Origin of the sequence: Microvirga massiliensis (genome assembly GCF_001006805.1) — a bacterium.
In the GTDB taxonomy this organism is placed as follows: domain Bacteria; phylum Pseudomonadota; class Alphaproteobacteria; order Rhizobiales; family Beijerinckiaceae; genus Microvirga; species Microvirga massiliensis.
This window is the reverse complement of the sequence record NZ_LN811361.1, coordinates 67,248-90,491: the sequence shown is the minus strand read 5'-3', so window position 1 is coordinate 90,491 and position 23,244 is coordinate 67,248. Positions and strand designations below refer to the sequence as shown.

At 62.5% G+C, this 23,244-nt stretch carries 25 protein-coding genes and 1 pseudogene; 14 read left to right on the top strand and 12 right to left on the bottom strand.

Going from position 1 to position 23,244, the window contains the following annotated elements; genetic code table 11:
- Window positions 1–127: 127 nt before the first annotated feature.
- Genes BN1233_RS30050 through BN1233_RS30040 form a run of 3 tightly spaced genes read left to right on the top strand, consistent with a single transcriptional unit; the run spans window position 128 to window position 3,351 of the window.
- On the top strand, window positions 128–589 hold the full coding sequence (locus tag BN1233_RS30050; RefSeq protein WP_046867351.1) for a MarR family winged helix-turn-helix transcriptional regulator: 462 nt from the start codon (window positions 128–130) through the stop codon (window positions 587–589).
- Complete coding sequence (locus tag BN1233_RS30045) at window positions 582–1,808, top strand: HlyD family secretion protein (protein WP_046867350.1); 1,227 nt, start codon at window positions 582–584, stop codon at window positions 1,806–1,808. Before BN1233_RS30050 ends, BN1233_RS30045 begins: the two co-directional genes overlap by 8 nt.
- On the top strand, window positions 1,795–3,351 hold the full coding sequence (locus BN1233_RS30040) for a DHA2 family efflux MFS transporter permease subunit (RefSeq protein ID WP_046867349.1): 1,557 nt from the start codon (window positions 1,795–1,797) through the stop codon (window positions 3,349–3,351). Before BN1233_RS30045 ends, BN1233_RS30040 begins: the two co-directional genes overlap by 14 nt.
- 85 nt (window positions 3,352–3,436) lie before the next feature.
- Here BN1233_RS30040 and BN1233_RS30035 read toward each other — a convergent pair whose 3' ends face one another.
- A complete protein-coding gene (locus tag BN1233_RS30035; protein ID WP_046867348.1) occupies window positions 3,437–3,736 on the bottom strand; it encodes an antibiotic biosynthesis monooxygenase family protein in 300 nt (99 codons plus the stop codon).
- 440 nt (window positions 3,737–4,176) lie between these two features.
- On the opposite strand from BN1233_RS30035, the gene BN1233_RS30030 reads away from it, so the two are divergent.
- The gene (locus tag BN1233_RS30030; protein ID WP_046867502.1) at window positions 4,177–5,001 is read left to right on the top strand and encodes a DUF2189 domain-containing protein; all 825 of its coding nucleotides are present in this window, start codon (window positions 4,177–4,179) and stop codon (window positions 4,999–5,001) included.
- Window positions 5,002–5,433: 432 nt separating this feature from the next.
- On the opposite strand, the gene BN1233_RS30025 is transcribed toward BN1233_RS30030, so the two are convergent.
- From BN1233_RS30025 to BN1233_RS29980, 10 genes are all read right to left on the bottom strand, one after another.
- Complete coding sequence (locus BN1233_RS30025) at window positions 5,434–5,805, bottom strand: cytochrome C oxidase subunit IV family protein (protein WP_046867347.1); 372 nt, start codon at window positions 5,803–5,805, stop codon at window positions 5,434–5,436.
- 10 nt (window positions 5,806–5,815) lie between these two features.
- Window positions 5,816–6,538, bottom strand: a complete 723-nt coding sequence (locus tag BN1233_RS30020) for a heme-copper oxidase subunit III family protein (RefSeq protein WP_046867501.1) — start codon at window positions 6,536–6,538, stop codon at window positions 5,816–5,818.
- Window positions 6,539–6,628: 90 nt separating this feature from the next.
- Window positions 6,629–7,333 (bottom strand): cytochrome c oxidase subunit 3, encoded by a 705-nt coding sequence (locus BN1233_RS30015; protein ID WP_046867346.1) that lies wholly within the window; start codon window positions 7,331–7,333, stop codon window positions 6,629–6,631.
- A complete protein-coding gene (gene ctaD, locus BN1233_RS30010) occupies window positions 7,330–9,102 on the bottom strand; it encodes a cytochrome c oxidase subunit I (protein ID WP_046867345.1) in 1,773 nt (590 codons plus the stop codon). The genes BN1233_RS30015 and ctaD overlap by 4 nt, the downstream gene beginning before the upstream one ends.
- 94 nt (window positions 9,103–9,196) lie before the next feature.
- Window positions 9,197–10,075 carry a cytochrome c oxidase subunit II gene (locus tag BN1233_RS30005; RefSeq protein WP_046867344.1) on the bottom strand — a complete coding sequence of 293 codons (879 nt, stop codon included), beginning with the start codon at window positions 10,073–10,075 and terminating at the stop codon, window positions 9,197–9,199.
- A gap of 501 nt (window positions 10,076–10,576) precedes the next feature.
- Entirely contained in the window at window positions 10,577–10,816 is a 240-nt protein-coding gene (locus BN1233_RS30000) for a hypothetical protein (RefSeq protein WP_082145734.1), read from the bottom strand.
- A gap of 195 nt (window positions 10,817–11,011) precedes the next feature.
- Entirely contained in the window at window positions 11,012–11,791 is a 780-nt protein-coding gene (locus BN1233_RS29995) for a phosphatase PAP2 family protein (RefSeq protein WP_052763980.1), read from the bottom strand.
- Between the two features lie 119 nt (window positions 11,792–11,910).
- Window positions 11,911–12,810 (bottom strand): ABC transporter permease subunit, encoded by a 900-nt coding sequence (locus BN1233_RS29990; RefSeq protein ID WP_046867498.1) that lies wholly within the window; start codon window positions 12,808–12,810, stop codon window positions 11,911–11,913.
- Window positions 12,811–12,821: 11 nt separating this feature from the next.
- Window positions 12,822–13,760 carry a carbohydrate ABC transporter permease gene (locus BN1233_RS29985; RefSeq protein ID WP_046867343.1) on the bottom strand — a complete coding sequence of 313 codons (939 nt, stop codon included), beginning with the start codon at window positions 13,758–13,760 and terminating at the stop codon, window positions 12,822–12,824.
- A 98-nt stretch (window positions 13,761–13,858) separates the two neighbouring features.
- Entirely contained in the window at window positions 13,859–15,196 is a 1,338-nt protein-coding gene (locus BN1233_RS29980) for an ABC transporter substrate-binding protein (protein WP_046867342.1), read from the bottom strand.
- Between the two features lie 611 nt (window positions 15,197–15,807).
- On the opposite strand from BN1233_RS29980, the gene BN1233_RS29975 reads away from it, so the two are divergent.
- From BN1233_RS29975 to BN1233_RS29940, 8 genes are all read left to right on the top strand, one after another.
- Window positions 15,808–16,449, top strand: coding sequence for a DUF938 domain-containing protein (locus tag BN1233_RS29975; RefSeq protein WP_046867497.1), 642 nt, complete (start codon window positions 15,808–15,810; stop codon window positions 16,447–16,449).
- Window positions 16,449–16,715, top strand: a complete 267-nt coding sequence (locus BN1233_RS29970) for a hypothetical protein (protein WP_046867341.1) — start codon at window positions 16,449–16,451, stop codon at window positions 16,713–16,715. The genes BN1233_RS29975 and BN1233_RS29970 overlap by 1 nt, the downstream gene beginning before the upstream one ends.
- 198 nt (window positions 16,716–16,913) lie before the next feature.
- Window positions 16,914–17,456, top strand: coding sequence for a hypothetical protein (locus BN1233_RS29965; protein ID WP_046867340.1), 543 nt, complete (start codon window positions 16,914–16,916; stop codon window positions 17,454–17,456).
- Window positions 17,457–17,466: 10 nt separating this feature from the next.
- Window positions 17,467–17,874, top strand: a complete 408-nt coding sequence (locus BN1233_RS29960; protein ID WP_046867339.1) for a phage holin family protein — start codon at window positions 17,467–17,469, stop codon at window positions 17,872–17,874.
- Window positions 17,871–18,302: a DUF3618 domain-containing protein gene (locus BN1233_RS29955; RefSeq protein ID WP_052763979.1), complete on the top strand. Its 432-nt coding sequence runs from the start codon at window positions 17,871–17,873 to the stop codon at window positions 18,300–18,302. The genes BN1233_RS29960 and BN1233_RS29955 overlap by 4 nt, the downstream gene beginning before the upstream one ends.
- Window positions 18,303–18,780: 478 nt before the next feature.
- Window positions 18,781–19,404 (top strand): hypothetical protein, encoded by a 624-nt coding sequence (locus tag BN1233_RS29950; RefSeq protein WP_046867338.1) that lies wholly within the window; start codon window positions 18,781–18,783, stop codon window positions 19,402–19,404.
- 418 nt (window positions 19,405–19,822) lie between these two features.
- Window positions 19,823–20,182, top strand: coding sequence for a response regulator (locus BN1233_RS29945; RefSeq protein ID WP_046867337.1), 360 nt, complete (start codon window positions 19,823–19,825; stop codon window positions 20,180–20,182).
- Between the two features lie 126 nt (window positions 20,183–20,308).
- Complete coding sequence (locus tag BN1233_RS29940; RefSeq protein WP_046867336.1) at window positions 20,309–21,334, top strand: UV damage endonuclease UvsE; 1,026 nt, start codon at window positions 20,309–20,311, stop codon at window positions 21,332–21,334.
- Between the two features lie 11 nt (window positions 21,335–21,345).
- On the opposite strand, the gene BN1233_RS29935 is transcribed toward BN1233_RS29940, so the two are convergent.
- Window positions 21,346–22,281, bottom strand: coding sequence for a dihydrodipicolinate synthase family protein (locus tag BN1233_RS29935; protein ID WP_046867335.1), 936 nt, complete (start codon window positions 22,279–22,281; stop codon window positions 21,346–21,348).
- 188 nt (window positions 22,282–22,469) lie between these two features.
- Here BN1233_RS29935 and BN1233_RS29930 point away from each other — a divergent pair, with 188 nt between their 5' ends.
- Together BN1233_RS29930 and BN1233_RS29925 are read left to right on the top strand one after the other, a co-directional pair.
- Window positions 22,470–22,772, top strand: coding sequence for an SWIB/MDM2 domain-containing protein (locus BN1233_RS29930; RefSeq protein WP_046867334.1), 303 nt, complete (start codon window positions 22,470–22,472; stop codon window positions 22,770–22,772).
- A gap of 165 nt (window positions 22,773–22,937) precedes the next feature.
- Window positions 22,938–23,244, top strand: a pseudogene (locus BN1233_RS29925) (glutathione S-transferase family protein); the annotation flags it as partial.

Genomic DNA, 23,244 nt, shown 5'->3' with positions numbered 1-23,244 from the left:
CGGGATGCATCGTCGGCCCCTTATCGCTGCCATCTGCTCTCTTGGCGAAAAGCCGTGTGCGCCTGCTTAGAAGGCTTGCCCTATTATAGGCGTGCTTATATTAGTTGTGCATATGATAGACCGCGACATGAATGATCCTGACCGTAATCTTGGCTTTGTCCTGCACGACACCGCCCGTCTTCTAAGGAAGCGTTTTGAGCAGAAGGCCCGCGGTCTCGGGCTGACGCGATCGCAATGGCAGGTCCTCGCACACCTTGCCCGCCACGAGGGCATCCACCAGGGAGCCTTGGCGGAAATTCTCGAGGTCGAACCGATCACCCTGGTTCGGATCCTGGACCGTCTTCAGGCTTCCGGGTTGATCGAGAGGCGGCATCACGCAACCGACAGGCGTGTTCGACTGCTCTACCTCACCGAGCAGGCCCACCCGCTCCTCGAGAGAATTCGGGCGATCGGCGCCGAAACGCGGAGCGAGGCTCTAGCAGGCGTTCCGGATGCGGATCGCGAGCGGCTCACCGAAATTCTCCTGATGATGCGCGCGAATCTCTCCACATCCGCGACTCAGGTCGAAGAGGCTGTGGCGCATGGCTGAACTCAGGATAGTGCGCCCGGTCGATGCGGGAACGGGCGAAGCTGGGGCCGATTCCGGTCTGGCACTACAGCCCGAGGAAGCGAGGTCTCCGGGACCTGCCGCCCCCATAGCAAGCAGGCAATCCCGATCTTCCGGGAAGCTTGGCAAGCGTCTCGGACAGTTCCTGATTGCTACAACGATCCTTGCCGGATGTGGGGCCTTGGCTGGGGACTGGATCGTCGCCCGCTGGAGCCACGTCTACGTCAATGACTCGCGTATTGCGGGGAACATCGTGACCGTCAGCAGCCAATCCGTAGGCACCGTGACGGCGCTGCCGATCCTGGCGGGGGATACGGTCCGGAAAGGCGACAGCCTTGCAGCGATCGACCGCCGGGCAGCCGAATTGAAACTCCAGGAGATCGATGCGGAAATCGGGCGGATCGATGCCGACCAGGAGCGCCTGAGGGCGCAACAGGCGATGGTGCGCAGCCAGACGCAAAGCCGTCTCGACGCGGCTCGCTCGCGCGTGGCGAGTGCCGAAGCCGGACTCCGCGCTCGTGAAGCCGACCTCGAGCAGGCGCGCAGTGAGAGCGAGCGCGCGAATTCGCTCCATCACCGTCAAATCGTCTCCGAGCAGCGCTTCGACGAAATCCGGACGAGCCTCGTGAGTGCCGAACAGGCCGTTCTCCAGGCGCGGGCAGGCGTCGAATCGGCCAAAGCCGATTTGCGAGTCGTCGAAGCGGATCTCGCGCAGGTCGATCTGCTCGAGCGGCAAATCGAGGTTCTGAACGCACAGCGCTCTGCCCAGATCTCGCGCCGCGAGCAGCAGCGGATCGATCTCGAAGAACGCAAGGTCTCCGCTTCATTCGACGGCGTGATCGATGCCGTTTTCGTGGATGTAGGTGAATACGTTACGCCCGGCACGCGTCTCTTCATGTACCACGACCCGCACAATGTCTGGGTGGATGCGAACGTGAAGGAAACGGACTTCGCCAGGATCAAAGCCGGGGCGAGGGCAGTGGTCACGGTCGATGCCTATCCCGGGCATGAGTTCAAAGGCGAAGTCGTGCGGCTGGGACAGGCTGCGACGAGCCAGTTCGCCCTGTTGCCGAGCCCGAATCCGAGCGGGAACTTCACCAAGGTGGCACAGCGTCTTCCGGTGCGGATTTCGGTCGAGCAACAGGACGATCTGCTCCGGCCCGGAATGATGGTCGAAGTCACCATCGATGCAATCGACTGAGGATCTCTTCGCCCGATTCGGCTCCGTCTACCGCTGGTGGGCTACCGGGACCGCGATGGTTGCTGCCATCGCGGTTGCACTTTCCACGACGATCGTGAACGTCGCGCTGCCCGATGTCATGGGCGCGTTCGGGATCGATCAGGCGAAAGCGCAGTGGCTGTCGACGGCGTTCCTTGCCGCCATGACGGCAACCATGCTGGTGGCTGCCTGGGCGGATCGCGCCTTCGGCCAGCGCGCGACCATCGTCGGCGCGCTGGGTCTCTTTGCGGCCGCCTCCATCCTGGGTGGCCTGGCGCCGGACGAGAACACGCTGATCCTCGCCCGTATCCTCCAAGGGGCGGCGGCCGGCATCATCCAGCCGCTGACCATGACAATCGTCTTCCAGGTGTTCCCACCGGAGAAGCGCGGTTCCGCCATGGGCATCTTCGGGATCGGCGTCGTCCTGGCCCCAGCGCTCGGCCCCTATGTCGGCGGCGTCCTGATGGACAGTTTCAGCTGGCGTTTCGTGTTCTATCTCGGCGTGCCCTTCGGACTGATCGGGATGGCGCTCGGCTGCATGTTTCTGCAGACCCGTCAGGAAACCGGCCCCCGTCCGAACTTCGACTGGATCGGGTTCAGCCTTTTGTCGCTTTTCCTGGTTGTCGTTCTCAGCACGCTCTCGAACGGGCAGAAGCAGGGATGGGCGTCCGATCTGATTCTCCTCGGCGGGATCCTTGGCCTGATCTTGGCTCTTGCCTTCGTGTGGTGGCAATGGCGAAACCCGAAGCCGCTGCTCGACATGCGGCTCTTCATGAACGGCGCATTTGCGGCGGCTTCTGTCGTAAGCTTTGTCCTGGGTGCAGGCCTGTTCGGGTCGACGTTCCTGGTTCCCCAATTCGTGCAGACGATCCAGGGCTACACGCCGACATTGGCTGGGTTGCTGCTGATGCCGGCGGGCTTCGCGCTCGTCGTCGTTTTCCCGATCGCAGGGCGCCTCAGCGACAGGATCTCGAGCGGAATCCTGATCGGAGTCGGCCTCGCGATCTTTGCCTGGTCCTCATATCTGAGCGCCAATGTCGATATCAACACGACGTTCTGGATGCTGGCCTGGTGGACCGCTCTGAGCCGCGTCGGCCTGGGGCTCGTGTTTCCGGCTCTGAGCGCGGGGTCGCTCGGCGTTCTGCCTCGGGCTCTGATCTCCCAAGGGTCCGGGGCGATGAATTTCATGCGCCAACTCGGAGGCGCGTTCGGCGTAAACCTTCTGACGGTCGTATTGGAACAGCGCTCGCTGTTCCATGCCGACGTGTTGACGGCGACGCAGACGCCCGACAATCCCGCGGCACTCTCGCTGATCGCTCAGGTCGGTGGCCTCATGGGCCAGCTTGGTCTCCCGTCATGGCAGCAGGCGCCCGCTGCGATCTGGTTTCTGGGGCAGGCCATCTATGCGCAGGCAAGCACGACGGCGTACCAGGACGGGTTCCTGATCACGGCCGTCGTGTTCGCCATCGCCCTCGCGCCGACCTTGCTGCTGGAGCGAGCCTTGCGACATCGGGTGGGGACCTGAACGGTACCGCGGACCTGCGGAACAGGAGTTTTGGCTTGCCAAGCCCCAGCACCAGCAAGATGGAGTGTTTCCGTTGATCCGCTTTTCAGAAGCCGCGCTGGACGACTTGCGTGTGCTCGACGTCGGGAGGTGCCTCAAAGCAGTGGCCGACTAGGCTGCGCCAACTCTGGAAGTCTGCCGAACCACGGAAGTCGACAGTATGATTCTCCAGGGTTTCCCAGCGGACGAAGAGACGATACCGGTTCGGCCTTTCGATCGAGCGCTGAAGTTCCATTCCCGCGCAACCTTTCGCACGCTGAAAGAGTGGGACGGCCTTGGCTACGCCGGCCTCGAACTCGGCTTCCATGCCGCTTTTCACGTCGATTTGAGCAATTTCCAGTATCATTCGGCCTTTCCTTCACGATTGATCGCTTCGGTCCAGTTGAGCAGAGCCCCCCTGAGAGGGCCGACTCACGTCGCTTCTTACAGCGACGGCAGGGCAATGGCACCTACCGGGTCCGGCTGCCTTCGCGGATCCAATGTCGGCGAGAGATGTCATTGCCGAATTTCGACCGGCTGCTGCAGGATAACCTGCGTCTGACACCAGGCGGCATGAAGATAGCAAGCCGACTGCTCCGCCATTGTTCGCGACCACGCGCGACCGCCCTACCTCCGTCCGAGAGAGGATGCCGCCATAAACTGCGTCCCGGAGTGCAATGTGGGGCGACACGAGCGGCGCTCGCGTGTATGGTTATTTGTGTGCAGATCGCGGTTCGCGTTGCCAGCCGCCATGCCGGCACCGTGACGGGGGGTAGCTATTCCGAACCCTTCCTGGGAGGCATTCTCATGGCAAACTTTCATGTAATTGCCGGTGCGCACGAGACGATAACCCGACCGAGAGTAAGAACGATCGACACGGATGACCTCTGGGATGCTCTCGCCAGAGGATTCGAGGACTTCAAGGCCAAGCCATCTCATCTGGTCTTCCTGGGTATGCTCTACCCGATCGCTGGACTTTGCCTGGCCGCCCTGACGTTCAGCGAAGAATCGATGCACCTGGTGTTCCCGCTGGTCTCCGGCTTCGCCCTGATCGGTCCCTTCGCGGCGATCGGACTCTATGAGATCAGCCGACGGCGTGAACTCGGTTTGGATACGTCCTGGCAACATGCGTTCGACATTCTGCGTGCGCCCTCGATTCCCTCGATTTTCGCACTGGGCCTCCTGCTGATGGCCATCTTCGCCGCCTGGATCGGCGCAGCGGAGATGCTCTACAGTTGGCTCTATGGCAATTATGCGCCGCAATCCTACCCAGCTTTTCTCGGTGAGGTGCTCACGACACCGCGCGGTTGGGCACTGATCATCTTGGGGCACATCGTGGGGCTGGTCTTCGCAGTCGTTGTCCTCGCCATCAGCGTCGTTTCATTCCCGCTGTTGCTCGACCGCGACGTGGGCGCCGGTATTGCCGTCGAGACCTCCGTCAAGGCGGTGATGGAGAATCCGAAGACCATGGCCATCTGGGGCTTGATCGTCGCCGGATTGCTGATCATCGGAAGCGTGCCGTTCCTCGCCGGTTTGGCCGTCGTCGTACCCGTGCTGGGGCACGCCACGTGGCATCTCTACCGAAAGGTCGTCGAGCGCGATGTCGATCAGGAACTGGCGGCGACTGAATAGATTCGCCGATCCAGTTTCGCGCGTATGCCAACCGGGACATGATCCCGGCTGAGCTTTTTGGGGGCGAGTTGCGGCGCTGCGCTGGTCGAGGATTGAACAAGAGGCCGCAGCGATCAGGCCAGGAGTCCTATTGCGGCCTGCTCTCGTGAGCCACGGACGGCGGTGTGCCACTCATTCCGTCGAGGGGTAGATTGCTTCACTTCGTTCGCAATGACGAAGAGGGTCTGAGAGCGGGCGGCGCAGCGCCGGAACCGGAGTAGCGCCGGACCCACTGCCGTCCTTGCGCGCGCAGGCGTGATGCACTGCCCTTTCCGCCACCTCCCCGTCATTGCGAGCCGGAGGCGAAGCAATCTACCCGTCGACGGATACGCTCCTGGATCGCTTCGCCGCGCTCGCCATGACGATGAAAGCCTGCGGCGACCGAAATGCGTCCTACGCCCCGTTCGCGAAGAAGATCATCCGCGACAGGAGGGTGTAGTCGGATTCGAGCACCATGATCGCGACGAAGACCAGGATCGCGAGAGGCGGGATCAGGATCGCATAGACGAGCGTCAGGCGCTCCCAGGCCATGTGCATGAACACGGCCACGATCAAGCCGGCCTTGAGGACCATGAACAGGACGATCAGCGACCACCTGAGGTAGCCGTGCAGGTGGAAGTAGTCGACCAGATACGACATCGTGCTGAGCACGAACAGCCAGGCCCAGACCACCAGATACAGCTTGATCGGATGCTGCTGTCCTTCGGCATGAGCCGCTGCGTGATGGATTTGAGGTGCTGCGTGATGAGCGGTCGCGTGAGCCATAGCCTTCCCCTCACCAGAGATAGAAGAAAGCGAAGATGAACACCCAGACGAGATCGACGAAGTGCCAATAGAGCCCCATGATCTCGACGATCTCGTATTGCCCCTTCCGGCTGGTGAAGAAACCTTTCCTCCCGGTGTCGAAGTCACCCCGCAAGACCTTGCGGGCAATCACGAGAAGGAAGATCACGCCGATCGTGACATGCGTGCCGTGGAAGCCGGTGATCATGAAGAAGGTCGCCCCGAACTGTGCTGCTCCCCACGGGTTTCCCCAGGGGCGGACCCCTTCGGAGATGAGCTTGGTCCATTCGAAGGCCTGCATGCCGACGAAAGTTGCGCCCAGAGCTGCCGTCATCAGCATCAGAGTGGCGGTCTTCTTTCGATCGCGGCGGTATCCGAAATTGACGGCCATCGCCATCGTCCCGCTGCTGGTGATCAGGACGAAGGTCATGATTGCGATGAGGAGGAGCGGCAGCTGCATATGGCCGATCTCAAGGGCGAAGACCACGCTCGTGTTCGGCCATGGCACGGTCGTCGACATACGCGCGGTCATGTACGAGAGCAGGAAGCAGCCGAAGATGAAGGTGTCGCTCAGCAGGAAGATCCACATCATGGCCTTTCCCCAGGACACATCCTTGAAGGCCCGCTGATCCGACGCCCAGTCCGTAGCAAAGCTCCGCCAGCGCGTGCGGTTGACGGGAGCGTTCGCGGTGGTTCTCAGAGCCGCCTCTGCCATCGCTTCAATCCTCTCCTCGAGCGCAATCGTTTCCGCCGATCCTGGCCACGACCGCGTCCTCTCTGCCGAGTTGTCCATCTCGATGATGCTCTACGTCAGCAAACCTCGGCAAATGGCGACGAAATCGCTGGCCCACCCCGTCAGCAAGGCGAGCAGGACGAGCCAAACCAGCAGCAGGAAATGCCAGTAGATGGCGCACAACTCGACGCTCAGGCCAACCTCGCCCGGATCGGAAACACGCCGGACCTTGTCGGCGGTTATCCCCAGGGCAACGAGGCCGCCCAGGACATGCACGGCGTGTGCCCCGGTGATCAGGTAGAAGAATGAATTGCCTGGATTGGTGCTCAGGAAGTACCCCGCACTCTCCAATTGCCGCCATGCGATCACCTGCCCGATCAAAAAGACCAGTGTGCCGATGCTCGCGACGGCGAGGCCGGCCCGCAGACCGGTGCTCTCCTCGTTTCGTGTGGACCATTTCGCCCATTCCAACGCGCTGCTGCTCAGGATCAGGACGCCCGTGTTGAACCACAGGATCGGCGGCGCCGGCGGTGACCACCAATCCGCCAATTGCATCCGCATCGAATAGGCGCTGATGAACAGGGCGAACAACGTCCCCGCGACAGCAATGAAGACTCCGAGCCCGATCTTCGCTGTCGGTATGGGCGACAGGGTTTCGGGAGGCAATTCGCCGCTCGGGGTCGTCTCGAGCCAGGGCTTGGAGAAGAGCCCCTGCCGCAACAACCACCAAGCCGCAATCACACCGAGACAAGCGAGGAACAGCAGGGTTGTCCTCACGTCACGACGCCCCTGCGCGGTTCCGACGGATTGGGCTGGTTCTGGGGTATGAAATCTTCTGGGGCTCCAGGGACGCTGTAGTCGTAGGCCCAGCGATAGACGACCGGCAGCTCTGCGCCCCAGTTGCCATGTACGGGCGGAGTCTGTGGGGTCTGCCACTCGAGCGTGGTCGCCCGCCACGGATTGCCGCCGGCTTTCTCGCCATGCCGCAGGCTCCAGATCAGGTTGAACACGAAGAGAAGCTGGGTGGCTCCCACGACGAGGGCTGCCACGGTGATGAAGGCATTCAACGTGTCGGCGGAGGGGGGTACGAAGCTCGCGCCGACCTCATGGTAGCGGCGCGGCATGCCGAGCAGCCCCAGATAATGCATCGGGAAGAAGATCGCATAGGCTCCGAGGAACGTGACCCAGAAATGGATCCTGCCCAGCGTCTCGTCGAGCATGCGTCCCGTCACTTTCGGATACCAATGATAGATCGCTCCGAAGATGACGAGGATCGGCGCCACGCCCATGACCATATGGAAATGGGCGACGACGAACATCGTGTCGGAGAGGGGAACGTCGACGACCACGTTGCCGAGGAAGAGGCCCGTGAGGCCGCCGTTCAGGAAGGTGACGATGAACGCCAGCGCGAACAGCATCGGGAGCGTCAGGTGGATGTCACCCCGCCACAACGTGAGCACCCAATTGTAGACCTTGAGAGCGGTCGGAACGGCGATGACGAGAGTCGTAGTAGCGAAGAAGAAGCCGAAATACGGGTTCATGCCGCTGACATACATGTGATGCGCCCAGACCACGAAGCTTAGGGCGCCGATCGCCACGATGGCCCACACCATCATGCGGTAGCCAAAGATATTGCGGCGCGCATGCGTGCTGATCAGATCGGATACGATGCCGAATGCAGGAAGAGCGACGATGTAGACTTCGGGATGTCCGAAGAACCAGAACAGGTGCTGGAACAGGAGCGGCGAGCCGCCGCCGTATTGCAGTTGCTGACCCAGATCGAGTAGCGCCGGCATGAAGAAGCTGGTGCCGAGAACCTTGTCGAACAGCATCATCACGGCTCCGACGAAGAGCGCCGGAAAGGCGAGGAGAGCCATGACGGTGGCGGTGAAGATTCCCCAAACGGTCAGGGGCATCCGCATCAGCGTCATGCCCCGCGCCCGACCCTGCAGGACCGTCACGACGTAGTTCAAGCCGCCCATTGTGAAGCCGATGACGAACAGGATGAGTGATGCGAGCATCAGAATGATGCCGATATCCTGTCCCGGCGTGCCCGAGAGAAGGGCCTGAGGCGGATAGAGCGTCCATCCTGCACCGGTCGGGCCGCTCACCGTGAAGAAGCTGGCGACCAGGACCAGCACCGCGAGCAGATAGATCCAGTAGCTCAGCATGTTGGCATAGGGGAACACCATGTCCCGGGCGCCGACCATCAACGGGATGAGATAATTTCCGAAGCCACCGAGGAAGAGAGCCGTGAGCAGATACACGACCATGATCATGCCGTGCATGGTCACGAACTGATAGTAAGCGCTCGCATCGATGAAGGTGAGGGCGCCCGGAAACGCGATCTGGATCCGGATCAGCCATGACAGGACGAGCGCCACCAGTCCGATCGACATGGCGGTAGCTGAGTACTGGATCGCGATGACCTTGGCGTCCTGGCTGAAGACGTATTTGGTCAGCCAGCTATGCGGGTGATAAAGCTCGACGTCCTCGACTTCGGCAGGCGGGATGAAGCCGGTCGGACCAAGCGTGGCATCGGACATACGAATGCTCTCCTCGCTTTTCCGGGTGAGGGGACGGGCACGAGCCTCGGCGCATGACCTCACCCGGTCTCCGGGATGGGATGACGGATGAGCCTCACCGGCTCCCACCTCCCGTTCCGGAATCGTTTCCCCGGCTCGCGACCGGCAGATTCACGCTCTGCTCCGCCGATGCCCGCTTCGTGGGGCTCGACAGTTGGGCAAATGTCCGTTGCTGCGCGAGCCAAGCTTGATATTCGGCCTCGGGCTCAACCACGACCGTGCCACGCATGTGAGGGTGACCGACGCCGCACAACTCGGCGCAGAGAACCTCGAAGGTCCCGTTCCTCGTCGGCGTGAACCAGAAATAAGTGACGGCGCCCGGGATCATGTCCATCTTCGCCCGGAACTCCGGCACATAGAAATCGTGCAGAACGTCGATGGACCGGAGCAGAACCTTCACGGGTTTTCCGATCGGGAGATGCAGTTCGCCACCTTCCACGATCACGTCGTCCTGTCCGTTCGGGTCCTTGGGATTGAGGCCAAGCGGATTGTCGGAGCTGACGAGGCGCGTGTCGGAGGTGCCGAGGCGGCCGTCGCTGCCGGGCAGGCGATAGGCCCATTGCCATTGCTGGCCGACGATCTCGACCTCGGACGCATCGGCTGGAACCGTGATGAACTGCTTCCAGACCAGGAGCCCGGGCGCCAGCATGGCCGCAACGCCGACGCCCGTGACGATGGACAGCCAGAGTTCGAGCTTTCCGCTCTCGGGCTCGTAAGTGGCGCGCCGCCCCTCCTGGTGGCGAAAACGCCAGACGCAGAAGGCCAGGAACAAGACGACCGTGAGGAAGACGGCGCCCGTGATCCAGAACGTGATGACGAGCGTGTTGTCGATGTAGTGCCAATTGGACGCGATTGGCGTCCACCACCAAGGGCTTAGGACATGGAACAAAACGGAGCCGATTGCGACGAGCGCTAATATGATCGCTACGGCCATTGCGCGTTCAACTTTCCCTGTAGAGACGGGCTATGATCGATACGCAACTACATCACGGAACATTGTCTCCCGTGCGTATACTGCCCGTCATGCTGTGAAACCGATCGCGCATCCGGCGTGCATAGTCCCCAGAACTCTCAAGGGAAGCTGCCGGCAAGCTCGCGGATTGTCCGGGCCGGATCGGGCCGGCTACGGTCCACCGCTGCTGAGGGGTACGACGCGCCGACGCGAAACCAATGGAGCTGGGCTTGGCCGCAGAAAGGACCGGGCGGAAACCGCCTGCACCCGGATCAATGGCTGATTTCGCTCTCGCCATCATCGTGGTCCCCGCGCCGCTCGCATCACGGGGAGCGGCCGCCAAGGCGACAAACTCGCTCCGACTACCATGCCCTGGATGGTCGGTGCAAACTTGTTACAAACCAATGATCGTGCAGTGCTGCCTAGTTGTCAATCGATGCAGAACTTGCCTGAACTGTCGGTATCAGGGGTGAGAACGGGTGCTTACATTACGGCAGCTGCCAGCAGCACCATGGCGCCGAGGCCCACGAGAGCGAAGCCGGGCCAGTTCGCGCTCAGCTCGAAGCCCCGGGTCTGGTGCTTGGGCTCCAGCGTGGAACCCGGGCTGCCCGCTCGTCCCGGATCGCTCAGGCTTGCTCCCGAGATTGCCCGGGCGGCCATGAGGACGATTCCGGAGATGACGAGGAGTGTGCCGAGTGTGATCAACCACATGCTCGCCTGCATCTGACCCTCCTCCCCAGGCCGGGTAATCGGCTCCGATGCAATTGAGACATCACTGGCCGCGCGGGTCAAATGTCGCGCCTGTCCGCCATCAGGCCCACAGTCCTGGCAGGACGTTCACGCAGGCGGAAACAGGGCCACCAGGGGATCGACGACCCGGAGTAGAGGATCGCCCCGCGAGGGTCATCGGCCGGCCCACTAACGTGCGGTCTGGTGCGGATCGGATGGATCCGTCTCGGACTCCACGTCACCTCTCTCTTGAAGCCAGAGCATCGTAAGCCACGACAGGAGAGCCCAGACAGAGCCCAGCGCCCAGCCCGCGATGACGTCCGTCGGCCAATGGACTCCAAGATAGACGCGGCTTGCTCCGACGAGGAGGGTCAGGAGTCCGGCAACGACCAGAAGATAGATCTTCACCGAGGTCTGCGCCTGGGTGCGCGCCAGGAGCGCTCCGAGGGTGAGATACACGACCGCGGACATCATCGCATGCCCGCTCGGAAAGCTCTGCGTGTAGACGGCAGCCTCGTGCGGCACGAGTTCCGGCCGTGGACGTGCGAATCCCCATTTGAGCAGGCTGCTCAACACGACACCGCTCACGACCGAGACCAGGATCATGGCCGCTGCGTGGCTCTTGCGGGTCATGAGAAGAAAGCCGGCCACGGCGACCGTCAGCATCGCGAGAACTCCGGTCCCTCCGAGCGCCGTGAAGTCGCGCATCATCTCTTCGAGCCAGACGGGGCCGATCGGATCCGAGAGATCGCCAGAACTCCGAAGTGCCAGGAGGACAGCCTCATCGAAGGCCCGCGTGTCGCCCTCGACGACCTCACCGGCAATCCGGGTGAACAGGAGGAGCGCAGCTCCTGCAACCCCGAGCGGAACCACGATCCGTCGCTCGAGGCGACCAGCGTGAGCGAGCAGGATTCGAAGGCCGGGCACGCGCCCGAGCAGTGTGCGCCCCCGTTGCAGGTAGGTTTCCATCGGCCGGAGGATGGCCCTTGGCGGCAGCGCGTCAAGTCCGACCCGTAGATCCTCACCGGCGGGAACATCACCCTTCGGTCATGCCCGTTGGGATCCGTGCTCCTCCGCCAGCGAAAGAATCACCCCTTTGTGGCGCCTGCCGTCAGGCCGGCAATGTAGTAATCCATCAGAAAAGCGTAGATGATGAGAGGAGGCGCAGCTCCGAGGAGTGCGCCCGCCATGATCTGCCCCCAGTTGAAAACATCGGCCTTGATGAGTGTCGTCGCGATGCCGACGCTCAGCACGAGTTGGTCCTGTGACGTTGTAAAGGCGAGCGGATACAGGAATTGCGCCCATGCGACCGTGAAGGCGAAGATCGTCGCCGCGATGATGCCCGGCATCGCAACCGGCATGAAAATCTTCGTCAGCATCTGCGTCCAGCTGGCGCCATCGATCAGCGCCGCCTCGTCGAGTTCCTTCGGGATCGACGCGAAATAGCCGATCATAATCCAGGTGCAGAACGGCACTGTGAGAGTCGGGTAGAGCAGAAGCAGCACGTACCACCGATTGATGAGCTCGATCCCGGTCCAGTCGCGTAGGGTCGCGAACATCTTGAACAGCGGAATGAACAGCAGCGTCTCCGGAATGAGGTAGGTGAGGAATATTCCGGTCGCCAGAACGCCAGATCCCCAGAACTTCATTCGCGAGAGGGCGAATGCCGCCGGGATGCTGATCAGCATCGTGATGAGGACCGTCAGCACCGAGACGATCACCGAGTTCTTGAAGAACGTCAGGAAGAGCGGCGACGTGAGGAGCTCGATGAAGTTCGCGAATGTAGGCTCGTAAACCCACCAGGGATTGGTGGCCGCTGATATTTCCGTGCTCGTCTTGAGCGCGGTGATCAGCATGTAGAGCGGAGGAAGAAGCGCAAAGCCCGCAAAGATGCACAGGAAGAAATAGGCCCATCGCAGAGCCCATTTGCGATTGCTTCCCGGTGGGCTGGTCTCGGTCGCAGCGACGGCATTGCCAGAAGATGCCAGGGTTCCTGCGGTCACTGCATCCTCTCCCCGCGCTTGTTGACGTCCCGCAGGATGATGATGGCTGCGACGGTCAGGATTGGCACCATGAACAGGGAGACGCTCGCGCCGAGCGGGATGTCGCCGCTTTCGATTCCGACCTGGAACGCCCATGTCGCGAAGACGTGCGTGCGGTCGATCGGGCCGCCGGCGGTGAGGATGCGAACGATGTCGAAATTCGCAAAGGTGACGATCAACGAGAACAAGGTCGTGATCGCGATGATGTTCCGCATCATCGGCAGAGTGATGTACCAGAGCTTCTGGAACCAGCTGGCGCCGTCGAGCGTCGCGACCTCGTAGAGCTCCGCGGGGACCGACTTCAGTGCGGCAAGATACATGATCATGAAGAAGGGCGAGCCGATCCAGATATTGACCAGAATGACCGAGAACCGCGCCCAAAGCGCCTCTCCGGTCCATGGAATCGGGCTGCCGCCGAGATGGACGATGATCCAGTTGAAGGCCGAATAGGAGGGGTCGAACAACCAGAGCCAAGCCAGCGTGGACAGCGCGGGCGGGATGACCCATGGCACGAGCAGCATGCCGCGCCACTTGCGCTGCCCCTTCGTGGGAATCGCGTGGACGAGATGCGCCACTGCGAACCCGATCAGTGCTTTGAAAAAGACGGCCGTGATCGCGAAGATGCAGGACTGCTTCACGACCATCCAGAACGTTTCACGGGTGAACAGGAACGTGAAGTTGGACAGGCCCACGAAGCGGTCCATCCGCTTGCTGAGCATCGCGAGATATATCGAGTACAGGGCAGGATAGATGACGAGAACCGTGACCAGGATGATCAACGGCAGGGTGAACAAGAACGCTACCGTCGACTTCTGCCCGAAAAACCCGCGGACTCGCGAGGGCGACCGGGCCTCTCTGAGTACGGGGGCGTCGTCTCGAACGGCAATTTGCGACATGGACGACCTTGGCGATTTGGCCGCGACTCCGGGGGCAATTGCCCCTGGTTTTGGCATCACGGGTTGCCCATCTCTCCGGACGGGCAACCCACCGGCGATCAGCCGCGGAGGAAGCCTTCCACCTCGCTGTCCGCCCAGGCCAGGGTCTTTTCGAGAGGCTCTCCCTCGAGATTTCTGGCTACCATCTTGGTCATGATGGCCTGATTGTAAATCTGGGTCGCGATGGACGGCGGGGCTGGCGCGGCTGCGATCGAGAGCGTCTGGTGGTTGTAGGGATTCGGGTAGTGGTAAAGAGTGCCCTTCGGGGGTTCCGCCTCCGCCCAGGTCTTGAGCGTCGTGAGCTTGTCATAGGCCGGCAGGTCGTAACCGCCGCTCACCTCGACCATCTTCGCAATAGCATCGGGCTGGGAGAGCGCCAGCAGAAGGCTCTTCGCCGCCGATTTGTTCTTCGAGAAGTTCCAGATGCCCCAGAAATAGGGCAGGTAGGGTGCGTAGCGGCCCTTCGGGCCGGCCGGCATTCCGTGCGTCCAGCACTGCTTGGCAATGTCCGGCGCATCGCGCTTCGCGACGGCCCAGGCACTCGGCGGATTGCAGATCAGGGCGCCGCGACCCGAGACCAGCCACTTGTTGTTGGAGGCATCGTCCCAGGCCGGGGCGTCCGGCGGCAGGAACTGGGCAAGCTTCCGGAAATATTCCATGGCCTGCCGGACCTCGTCTGACTTGACGTTCAACTGCCCGTCCTCGGTGACCAGCTTGGCCCCGAAGGCGTGGAAGATCGCGCCGGCCGTGTCGACCGAGTCCGTCGTCTGGCCGAGCCCGATGCCGAATGGTACGCCCGCCTTGTGGCAGGCTTCCGCAGCCTTGAGAAACGTGTCCAGATTCCAGTTCTCGGCCTTGGGCTCGCTGCCGGCCGGGTACATGGCCTGCACGTCGATCCCGGCATGCTGCTTCATCAGGTCGATTCGGGAGCAAGGCCCCTTGATCTGGCTGCCGACCGTCGCAGGCACGGCGAGCCACTTGTCCTTGGCTTTACCGAGGTAGTCGATCGTTCCGTTGACGTTGCCGTTCTGCTTGATGACCTCCGTCATGACGTCATTGACGGGCTCGAGAAGGTCCGCGAACTCGTGGGGCCACCAGACCTGGTGCGCGAAGATGTCATGCCCTGACTTTGCCTGGGCCTCGGCGGCAACCGTCAGCCGGTTCTTGTTTCCCTGTGACGTGATGAAATCCATCTTGAGGTCGACTTTTTCCTTGTCGGCCCAAGCCCGCGCGATCTCCTCGGTGGCTTTGTTCGCTCCGGGGACCCAGTGGTCCCAGAATGCGACCGACAAGGATCCGGCCGCATGCGCGCTGCGCACGAAGGGGGCTGCGATCAGTGTGGCCGAGGCGGCGGTCGTCTGAACGAAGCGCCGGCGGGTCAGCGTGGTCTCGCTCATGATTTTTCCTCCCGTATTGTGTCGCCAACCTTCCGGTTGCCAAGCTGGCGGTCGCCCAATGCTGATGTCTACCAGTAGAGCTTCGGCTTCTCGGGTGGAGCCGTGGAGTGCATCCTGCGCCCTTTTCAGGAATCCGACAATCCGGAAGCTGAACCAGCCTCGTGTGGTCCTCAGCCCGGGATCGAGGCCCCGGAGCGAAGTATTGCCTCTTCCTGCCCGTCCGGTCTGGCTCGTCCGGGGCTGCACAGTCCCCGAGCTTTCGATGAAACGGTCGGTTTGCCGGTCCGGTGCGACCTGGTGATCGTCGTCCGGCTGGGGCTAGAGCGAGGTGCAGCTTTCGGAGCGCGGAGCCGAAACCGGCACGCCCGTGTGCGGCTGCGAGGCCCCGCCACCGAGGCCCCAGACTCGTATCACGACCGAAGATGGCCACGACCCTCGATCGAGGCCGCAGGTAGGATCACCGTCTCGGCTCGCGGCACTGCCGCTTGCGCCTCTTGCCCGCATCGATGCCGGGCGGCTACCGTGGCGGCTGGGCCCGTCAGGAAAGCCCACGCGGCTCGGCAGCCGCTCTGATGGGATCCATCGCAGAGTTTGAGGATGTTCGAGAGGGAATGAGCCGCTTGAGCGCTGCACTGACCGCTCCTGCCGTTGCACGCAATCGTGAGCCGATCCTGGCCGTCTTGCGCAATGTCCTCCCCACACGCGGAAAGGTTCTGGAGATCGCAAGCGGCACCGGTGAACACGCCGTCCATTTCGCGTGCGCGCTCCCGGGCCTGACCTGGCAACCCTCCGATCGAGACCCGCAGGCGCTCCGGAGCATCGGCGCTCACCGGGATCAGCGCCAACTCCCGAATATCCTGGAGCCCGTGGAACTCGATGTGACGGCCTCGATCTGGCCCGTCGGTCTTGCGGATGCAGTCGTTGCGATCAACATGATCCACATTGCCCCGTGGCAGGCAACCGAGGGTCTCATACGGGGCGCAGCGCGAATTCTTCCGCAGGGCTGCCCGCTTTTTCTCTATGGGCCTTTCAAGGAGGGCGGAGAGCATACGGCTCCGAGTAATGCGGCGTTCGATGCCGATCTGCGGTCTCGCAATCCGGATTGGGGCGTTCGCGATCTCGGCGATGTTTGCGAACTGGCGTCGGCACACGGGTTTGATGTCATTGAGCGTATTCCCATGCCGGCCAACAACTTGAGCGTCGTGTTCCGGAAGCGTGGCGATGTCCGGTTAGGAGACGCGAAGGAGGATTGATGGCGAGCTTCCTGTCGCGAGTGCGGCAATGGCTTATGGGACGCAGATTGATGCGGAACCGGAATCTCACTGAGGTCGAATATGAGGCCGTGTCTCTGATCGCGTACGAGGGAAGAGCGGCTTGCGACCGGGCGCGGGAACAGGCGGAGTATTGCCGCCGCTGTGGAAGCGAATCCGGAGCCAAGTTTTGGAGCGATGTTGCGCTGGAGGTCGCCCGGCGGACAGGCGCCGCCGGGGCCCGCAAGGCGCGCCAGCCTCCGGGCTGAGCAAGCGGCCGTTCGGCCGAACAGATTGGATAGATGATAGCAGGGTGTCTGGCATCCGCGCCGATCCCCCGCCCGAGTGGTTATCCATGCCGGGTGCGATGGCCTCGCGGCGTTAGAATCATCAAGCGCTCTAAGGGTTAAGGGGAACCAGCCGCGCTTCCCGTTGTTACCTCCCGTGACTATTGAGGAGGTTGGCCCATGAGCGTGGGGTACGAGGATCGGAACGTGAACCGGCGCACGGATCCTGCCGGCAATGAAACGGCGGACTGGGACGATCTCAAGAGCGACGTCGGTGATATCGCCGGGGTTGCAATCGAGCGTGGCAGGCACTTCCTGGACACAGCGCGCCATCAGGCGACCGATTACGTCGACCGCCGGAAGGGCGACATGGCTCAGTCCGTGGCCGATCTGGCGGGCTCTCTGCGCGAATCGACGTCGTCGTTCGATGACCGGCCCAACATCAAGGCCTTCGTGGACAGCGCCGCCGAAGGTCTCGAGCAACTGGCCGACAGCATCCGTCAACGCAGCTTTCCCGAGATCTACAGCGAGGTCGAAGACGTCATGAGGCGGCGCCCAGTGGCCGTGGCCGCGGTGAGCGTCGCGCTGGGATTCCTGGCAGCGCGTTTCATCAAGGCCTCGTCAGAGGGCAGGAATGCCGAAATGATGGCGGCCGAGCGCCGGCACCAAGCTTCGGAGCGCATGCGGCGGGGTGCTTCGCAGCCCTCCACACGAGGCGCTTGAGGAGTGCGCCATGGACAACACAACGCGCGAAAGCGGACCAGCGAGCATTCAGACCCTGTTCGGAGAGGCTCTGCGTGAGACCAGCGATCTCGCCCAGAAGGAGTTCACTCTCTTCCGGACGGAAATGACTCAAAACGTCCGCCTCGTCTTCGTGGGGCTCGCATTGCTCGTGGCCGCTGCCGTGTTTGCGATCGCGGCGGTCATGTTGCTGACCGAGGCACTGGTCGAGTGGCTCGCCGTTCTCCTGAACTCCGAGGCGCTCGCTGCTCTGATCGTCGGCGGCGTCATGGCTGTCATCGCGATCGGACTCGGCCTCTACGGTCGAAGCAGGATGTCGTCGTTTAGCCTGACCCCGCGGCATACCGTCGACTCGATCAAGCGGGACAGTGAAGTTCTATCCGAAAGGGTTTCGGGATGAACGACGACATCACTCATCTCGAGCACGACATCGCGAGAACTCGTGCCCGTCTCGACCAGACGATCGACAGGCTGCAGGATCGCCTGTCCGTTTCCGGTATCGTCGATGATCTTCTCGGCCAGACGAGACGCCGCTACGGGTCCGCATTCGATTCTGCGCTTGGCGCCCTCCGTCGCAATCCGGTCCCGGTCATGCTCGTCGCCGTTGGTGTCGGCTGGCTCATTCACCGCATGACGCGGGAGCCGAGAATCTCCAGAACACATGCCGTCTACAGCGATGGACGCGACGCCGCCGCGCCGAATGTGGCGGTGCCTGTGACCGTCACCGGCGTCGAACCGCTCGACGAGCCGCCGCTTCCCGGGGCTGTCGAGAGCCATCCCATGCCGGATCACCTTGACCTCCGGCGAACCCCCAGTCCGCGCCTCTGAGCGCACCAGATCAGGAGAGTGAGCAATGGCGGACGATAAGGACAAAAAAGACAATAATACTTCGGGTCCCGGCCGGGCGTCCGGAAGCGGCTCGGATACGGTCTCTGCAGCGAAGATTTCCGCCGGCACCTCGGTCGGAAGCGTCGGCCAGTCGCCGATGCCGCAATCTACGGCTAGCGACAAGTCCTCTATGGGAGCGAGCGGGGGATCCTCAGCGGGATCATCTCATACGACCGGAGCGGGTTCGGGATCGTCCGCGGGATCTCAGCCGAGTTCGTCCGGGACGGGGACCGGCTCTCAGGCCTCTACGGCGCGCTCGGCGACCCCCGGTGCCCAGACGACGGGAACCGGTGCCGGGACCTCAGGCTCGTCCAGCACGGCCGGCGGGATGGGATCTCGCATGGGAAGCAGTGGCTCGTCCGGAACATCCGGGACGTCTGCTCAGAGCAGCACGCTCGCCTCGCATACGAGCCAACCGATGGGCGGCGGCGCAGGTGCGACCGGGGCAGGGCAGCCCAATCTCGGACCTGAGCATCAGCGCCACATCGCCCAGCCGCAGGCAGGGCAGGGCAGTATGCAGGGTCAGCATGGTTCCTCGGGATCCCAGGCCGGAATGGATCGGCAGTCCGGCGGCCAGAGTGCTGCGGAACAGGCCAAGCAGGCCGCCAGCCAGGCAGGAGAGGCGGTGCGAGAGACAGCGGATCAGGTTTCGAAATTCGCACGCGAAACCTATGAACAGGCCTCATCCTGGGCATCGGACACGATGTCGGGAGGCTCAGGCCGCTCCGGTCGCTCCCGCTATGCCGGCTCAGGCTCACGGCAAAGCCTCGACCGCGTGCAGTCCTATGCTGCACAGAACCCGGTCGTGGTGGGGCTGGTCGGTCTCGCTGCGGGTCTCCTGATCGGTTCGCTTCTGCCCAGGACCCGGCGTGAAGACGAGATGTTCGGCGAGTGGGCGGACGAAGTCCGCGATCAGGGTCTTCGATATGCCCATGAAATGGGGCAGCGTGGACGAGAATACGTCGAAGAGGCCTTTACCGGCGAGGACCCGCGCTCCGGCAAGCGCGAAAGCGAGTCCCGCCCGGGCGCAGGAACCCACTGACACCTGAAGGCGAATGATGGTTCGATATGGGCGCCGGGTAAATCGGCGCCCATATGCGTTTGTGGACCCTCGTAACCGAGCTGGATTTCTGCCCCAGGGCATGTCCTGCGGCAAGTGCCGGAAAGACGATGGCGACGGGCGGGAGGCTGCGCGTACATCCGGCGTCAGCATTCCACCATCGTGACCACCACCTGCATGCCATGGCATTGGAGAGTGTTGGCGAGAACGCGGGTCCTCGCCATTCGATCTACACGGCATTTCTTCACAGTTCGTAAACCATGAAGCTAATTCGAAGGCTTTGACTCGAAGTGTCGAGATCGCGCGGCGGAACTCCGGTTCTGCCGTTTCGTTCCACTTCCGTTCGTGATGGCCTGGAATTCAATGAGGCCGCGGCACCGGCAGAGTTGGAGTACCTGGATTGCGTATTCTCATCCTGGAGGACGAGCCTCTCATTGCCCTGGACTTGCAGTCGATTGTCGAAGACGATGGCCACGAGGTGGTCGGCATCGTGTCATCTCTCTCCGCGGCAAACACCTATCTGGCGCACGCGCCGGACTCTATCGACTTTGCGCTCCTCGACATCGACGTGCTCGATGGCAAGAGCTTCCCCTTCGCGTCGCTTCTGGACGAGAGGGCGATCCCGTTCGTCTTCGTCTCAGGCTCCCGGCCGAGCGATCTCCCGCCGGCCTTCGGCAAGGTTCCGTTCGTGACCAAGCCATTCCAGGAGATAGCGATCAGACGCTGTCTTACGGAGCCGTTGCATGCGCAACGGTACTGATCTGGTCTTTGCCGCACCGGGGCTGATTCGGATTTTGCCGACCGCGTACCCGACATTGCCTCGGCTGGCACATAGCGCATCCAACGACGCGCCACTCAAGGGCCGAAGCATCGGGTTGAAGAGGCGATGAGCACGTCACCACGCATCGGCTTCTGCTGCAAGTTCGTGCCGTCCGATGGCGATGCTGCCGTTGCACGTGCCATGAACGCCAGAGCGGTCACGATGGCATTTCTCTCGCGACAGAGCCCTGCCGTTGCCTTCGACAAGCTATCGTCCGTCGTCGATCACAATCTGCAGGCAGTCAATCTGCAGATCGGGCATGTCGCAAAGCGCCCGCCGATGGAGCGGATGCTCCGACTGACGAGTGATATCCTGCCGGGCTACACGCACCCGTCATGCCAGAAGTTCTACCGCGATACCGATCTCCGAAGCCTCATCGAGAGCGGGCTCGGAGCAGCCGGCAAATGCGCCAGGGATAACGGGATCCGCCTGAGCTTCCACCCTGGCCAATTCTGCGTCATCGCTTCAGAAAGCCAGAGCGCGTTGCGGAACGGGGTCGCCGAGTTCGAGTACCACGCAGATCTCATGACTCTTCTGGGCTACGGGACCGGCTGGCATCCGGATGGCGCGCACATCAACATTCATGCGGGAGCCCGCGCCGTAGGGGTCGAGGGTTTCCGCGCTGGCCTCAAGCGGCTTTCGGAGACGGCACGCAACCTGATCACTGTCGAGAATGATGAGGCGAGCTATGGTCTCGATGCTCTCCTCGCCCTCGCAGATGACCTCCCGATCGTGCTCGACCTGCACCACCATTGGATTGCGAGCGGCGGCGAATACGTCGAGCCAGATGATCCGCGTGTCATGCGGACCATGGAATCATGGCGAGGGGTGCGCCCGGTCAGTCACGTCAGTGTCTCAAGGGAGGATCTGCTCGAAGGGCATGATCCACTCGACCGGCCTGACTTCCGGGCCTTGGTCGCTGCTGGCATCAAACCGCGGGATCTTCGCGCCCATTCCGACCTCATGTGGAACAAAGCGTTAAACGAGCTTGTCGCTGCGCACCTGATCTGGACGGACTTCGAGATCGAAGCCAAGCTCAAGAACTTGGCGTCCGAGGGGCTGGTGCAGCAGCTTGGCCGTTTCAGCGGCTGAGGCGGAGAATGTCAGGCGGCCAGCTTTGCCGCTCTTTGGTCCAGTTTCGCGAGGCGCGCGAGGAGGTAATCGACCTCGGCGCGGGCCGTCGGGCTCAACATCCCTGCCGGCTTGCGCTGGGCATCGGAGGCGATGATCCCCCGTCGCATGAGCACGTATTTGCGAACGGCAAGCCCGATGCCTTGCTGCTGCTCGTAGCGGATCAAGGGCAGGTGGGCATCGAAAAGGTCATGGGCCGCGTCCCGCCGGCCGGCCCGGGCGAGCCGCACGACCTCGACGAGCATGTCCGGGAAGGCATAGCCCGTCATGGCGCCATCTGCGCCGCGCTCCATCTCGAAGTCGAGGAACAGGGCGCCATTGCCGGTCAGGATCGAGATCGGACGCATCGATCCATCCGCCTGGAACCGGCGGAGGGCCGAAATCTTCTCGAGGCCCGGCCAGTCCTCGTGCTTCAGCATGACACAGGATGGGTGGTCCTGAACGATGCGCCGGATCACCTGCGGGGTCATGACGACGCTCAGGAGGAGGGGATAATCCTGGAGGACGAAGGGGATATCCTCGCCGATCGCTTCCACGGCCTGGGAGAAGTAGCCGACGATCTGATCGTCCGTCCGAAGATGAGAGGGCGGGGCGATCATGACTCCGGCGGCACCGGCCTCCATGGCGGATCGGGCCAGCGACCGCATCGCGGCAAAGCCCGGGGATGAGACACCGACGATCACCGGCATCGAGCCGGCCCGCCGGATCACCCGGCTCGCCACGGCCAGAGCCTCGGGGGCGTCCAGTTTCGGCGCCTCGCCCATGATGCCGAGCACGGTGATGCCCGTCGCCCCGGCCTCGCGGAAGAAGTCGGTCATCCGATCGGTCGAGGCATCGTCGATCCGGCCGTCCGAGTGGAAAGGGGTCGGGGCGATCACGAAAACGCCCTGGGCAGCGGAGTCGAGCATGTTTGCCTCCTAGGTCATCCTGGGGATAGAGGAGGAGAGCCGTGCGGGGCAAGTCGCGAGACGGGCTTCCTCGGATCTGCCGACGTTTTTCAGTGAGGAACCTCTCGTGAGGGCTCCTGTTCACTTGACGGCGGTGATAGGCCAAGCCTCGTATGGCGCGTAGTGCGTCACCTACTGGGAGATTTTCGATGCCCACGAAGACCGGCAGCAAGACGAGTGCCAAGTCCACAGAGAAGAAGGCCGGCGGCAAGCCGAACGCGCTGCAGGTGCCATTGCAGCCCTCCAAGGAACTCGCGGCAGTCGTCGGTTCGGATCCGATTCCGCGCGGCGAAGTCGTCAGCAAGATGTGGGATTACATCAAGAAGAACAATCTCCAGAATCCGGAGAACAAGCGCGAGATCCTCGCCGACGACAAGCTCGAGCCGATCTTCGGAAAAAAGAAGGTCACCATGTTCGAGATGAACAAGCACCTCGCCGCCCACCTCAAGTGAGCCGGGTTCGGGTGATCTGCGGCCGCTTCCGGTCGCGATCGACCCGCTTGCCCGGACCGGGAGTCGCGAAGCGGAGCTGCTTGCATCCTCGCAAGCGGCCCTCTTCGGCCCTCGGTAACGGCCCTATTGGGCCTATCTCCCCTTGCTCAAGGCGAGGATTGTGAGATGGGTCTCCTGATCGATGGCGAATGGCACGACACGTGGTACGATACCGGCAGCACGGGCGGGCGCTTCGTTCGCAAGGAATCCGCGTTCCGGAACTGGGTCACGGCCGACGGGAGGCCGGGACCGACCGGTGAGGGCGGCTTTCGGGCAGAGCCGGGCCGCTACCTCCTTTACGTCTCTCTGGCTTGCCCCTGGGCACACCGCACCCTGATCTTCCGCGCCCTCAAGGGGCTCGAGAGGATGATCGACATCAGTGTCGTCCACTGGCTGATGCAATCGGAGGGTTGGACTTTCGCGCCCGGACTAG

Excerpts from the sequence above, each read along its gene's own strand:
- BN1233_RS30020 (WP_046867501.1), bottom strand. The coding sequence starts at position 6,538 with ATGGCAGAGGCGGCTCTGAGAACCACCGCGAACGCTCCCGTCAACCGC.
- BN1233_RS29995 (WP_052763980.1), bottom strand. The coding sequence starts at position 11,791 with ATGGAAACCTACCTGCAACGGGGGCGCACACTGCTCGGGCGCGTGCCC.
- BN1233_RS29940 (WP_046867336.1), top strand. The coding sequence starts at position 20,309 with ATGAGCACGTCACCACGCATCGGCTTCTGCTGCAAGTTCGTGCCGTCC.
- BN1233_RS29965 (WP_046867340.1), top strand. The coding sequence starts at position 16,914 with ATGAGCGTGGGGTACGAGGATCGGAACGTGAACCGGCGCACGGATCCT.
- BN1233_RS30035 (WP_046867348.1), bottom strand. The coding sequence starts at position 3,736 with ATGATACTGGAAATTGCTCAAATCGACGTGAAAAGCGGCATGGAAGCC.
- BN1233_RS30045 (WP_046867350.1), top strand. The coding sequence starts at position 582 with ATGGCTGAACTCAGGATAGTGCGCCCGGTCGATGCGGGAACGGGCGAA.
- BN1233_RS29960 (WP_046867339.1), top strand. The coding sequence starts at position 17,467 with ATGGACAACACAACGCGCGAAAGCGGACCAGCGAGCATTCAGACCCTG.
- BN1233_RS29955 (WP_052763979.1), top strand. The coding sequence starts at position 17,871 with ATGAACGACGACATCACTCATCTCGAGCACGACATCGCGAGAACTCGT.
- ctaD (WP_046867345.1), bottom strand. The coding sequence starts at position 9,102 with ATGTCCGATGCCACGCTTGGTCCGACCGGCTTCATCCCGCCTGCCGAA.
- BN1233_RS29980 (WP_046867342.1), bottom strand. The coding sequence starts at position 15,196 with ATGAGCGAGACCACGCTGACCCGCCGGCGCTTCGTTCAGACGACCGCC.
- BN1233_RS30000 (WP_082145734.1), bottom strand. The coding sequence starts at position 10,816 with ATGCAGGCGAGCATGTGGTTGATCACACTCGGCACACTCCTCGTCATC.
- BN1233_RS30025 (WP_046867347.1), bottom strand. The coding sequence starts at position 5,805 with ATGGCTCACGCGACCGCTCATCACGCAGCACCTCAAATCCATCACGCA.
- BN1233_RS30005 (WP_046867344.1), bottom strand. The coding sequence starts at position 10,075 with ATGGCCGTAGCGATCATATTAGCGCTCGTCGCAATCGGCTCCGTTTTG.
- BN1233_RS30040 (WP_046867349.1), top strand. The coding sequence starts at position 1,795 with ATGCAATCGACTGAGGATCTCTTCGCCCGATTCGGCTCCGTCTACCGC.
- BN1233_RS29985 (WP_046867343.1), bottom strand. The coding sequence starts at position 13,760 with ATGTCGCAAATTGCCGTTCGAGACGACGCCCCCGTACTCAGAGAGGCC.
- BN1233_RS29930 (WP_046867334.1), top strand. The coding sequence starts at position 22,470 with ATGCCCACGAAGACCGGCAGCAAGACGAGTGCCAAGTCCACAGAGAAG.
- BN1233_RS29950 (WP_046867338.1), top strand. The coding sequence starts at position 18,781 with ATGGGCGGCGGCGCAGGTGCGACCGGGGCAGGGCAGCCCAATCTCGGA.
- BN1233_RS29975 (WP_046867497.1), top strand. The coding sequence starts at position 15,808 with ATGAGCCGCTTGAGCGCTGCACTGACCGCTCCTGCCGTTGCACGCAAT.
- BN1233_RS30050 (WP_046867351.1), top strand. The coding sequence starts at position 128 with ATGAATGATCCTGACCGTAATCTTGGCTTTGTCCTGCACGACACCGCC.
- BN1233_RS29935 (WP_046867335.1), bottom strand. The coding sequence starts at position 22,281 with ATGCTCGACTCCGCTGCCCAGGGCGTTTTCGTGATCGCCCCGACCCCT.
- BN1233_RS29970 (WP_046867341.1), top strand. The coding sequence starts at position 16,449 with ATGGCGAGCTTCCTGTCGCGAGTGCGGCAATGGCTTATGGGACGCAGA.
- BN1233_RS30030 (WP_046867502.1), top strand. The coding sequence starts at position 4,177 with ATGGCAAACTTTCATGTAATTGCCGGTGCGCACGAGACGATAACCCGA.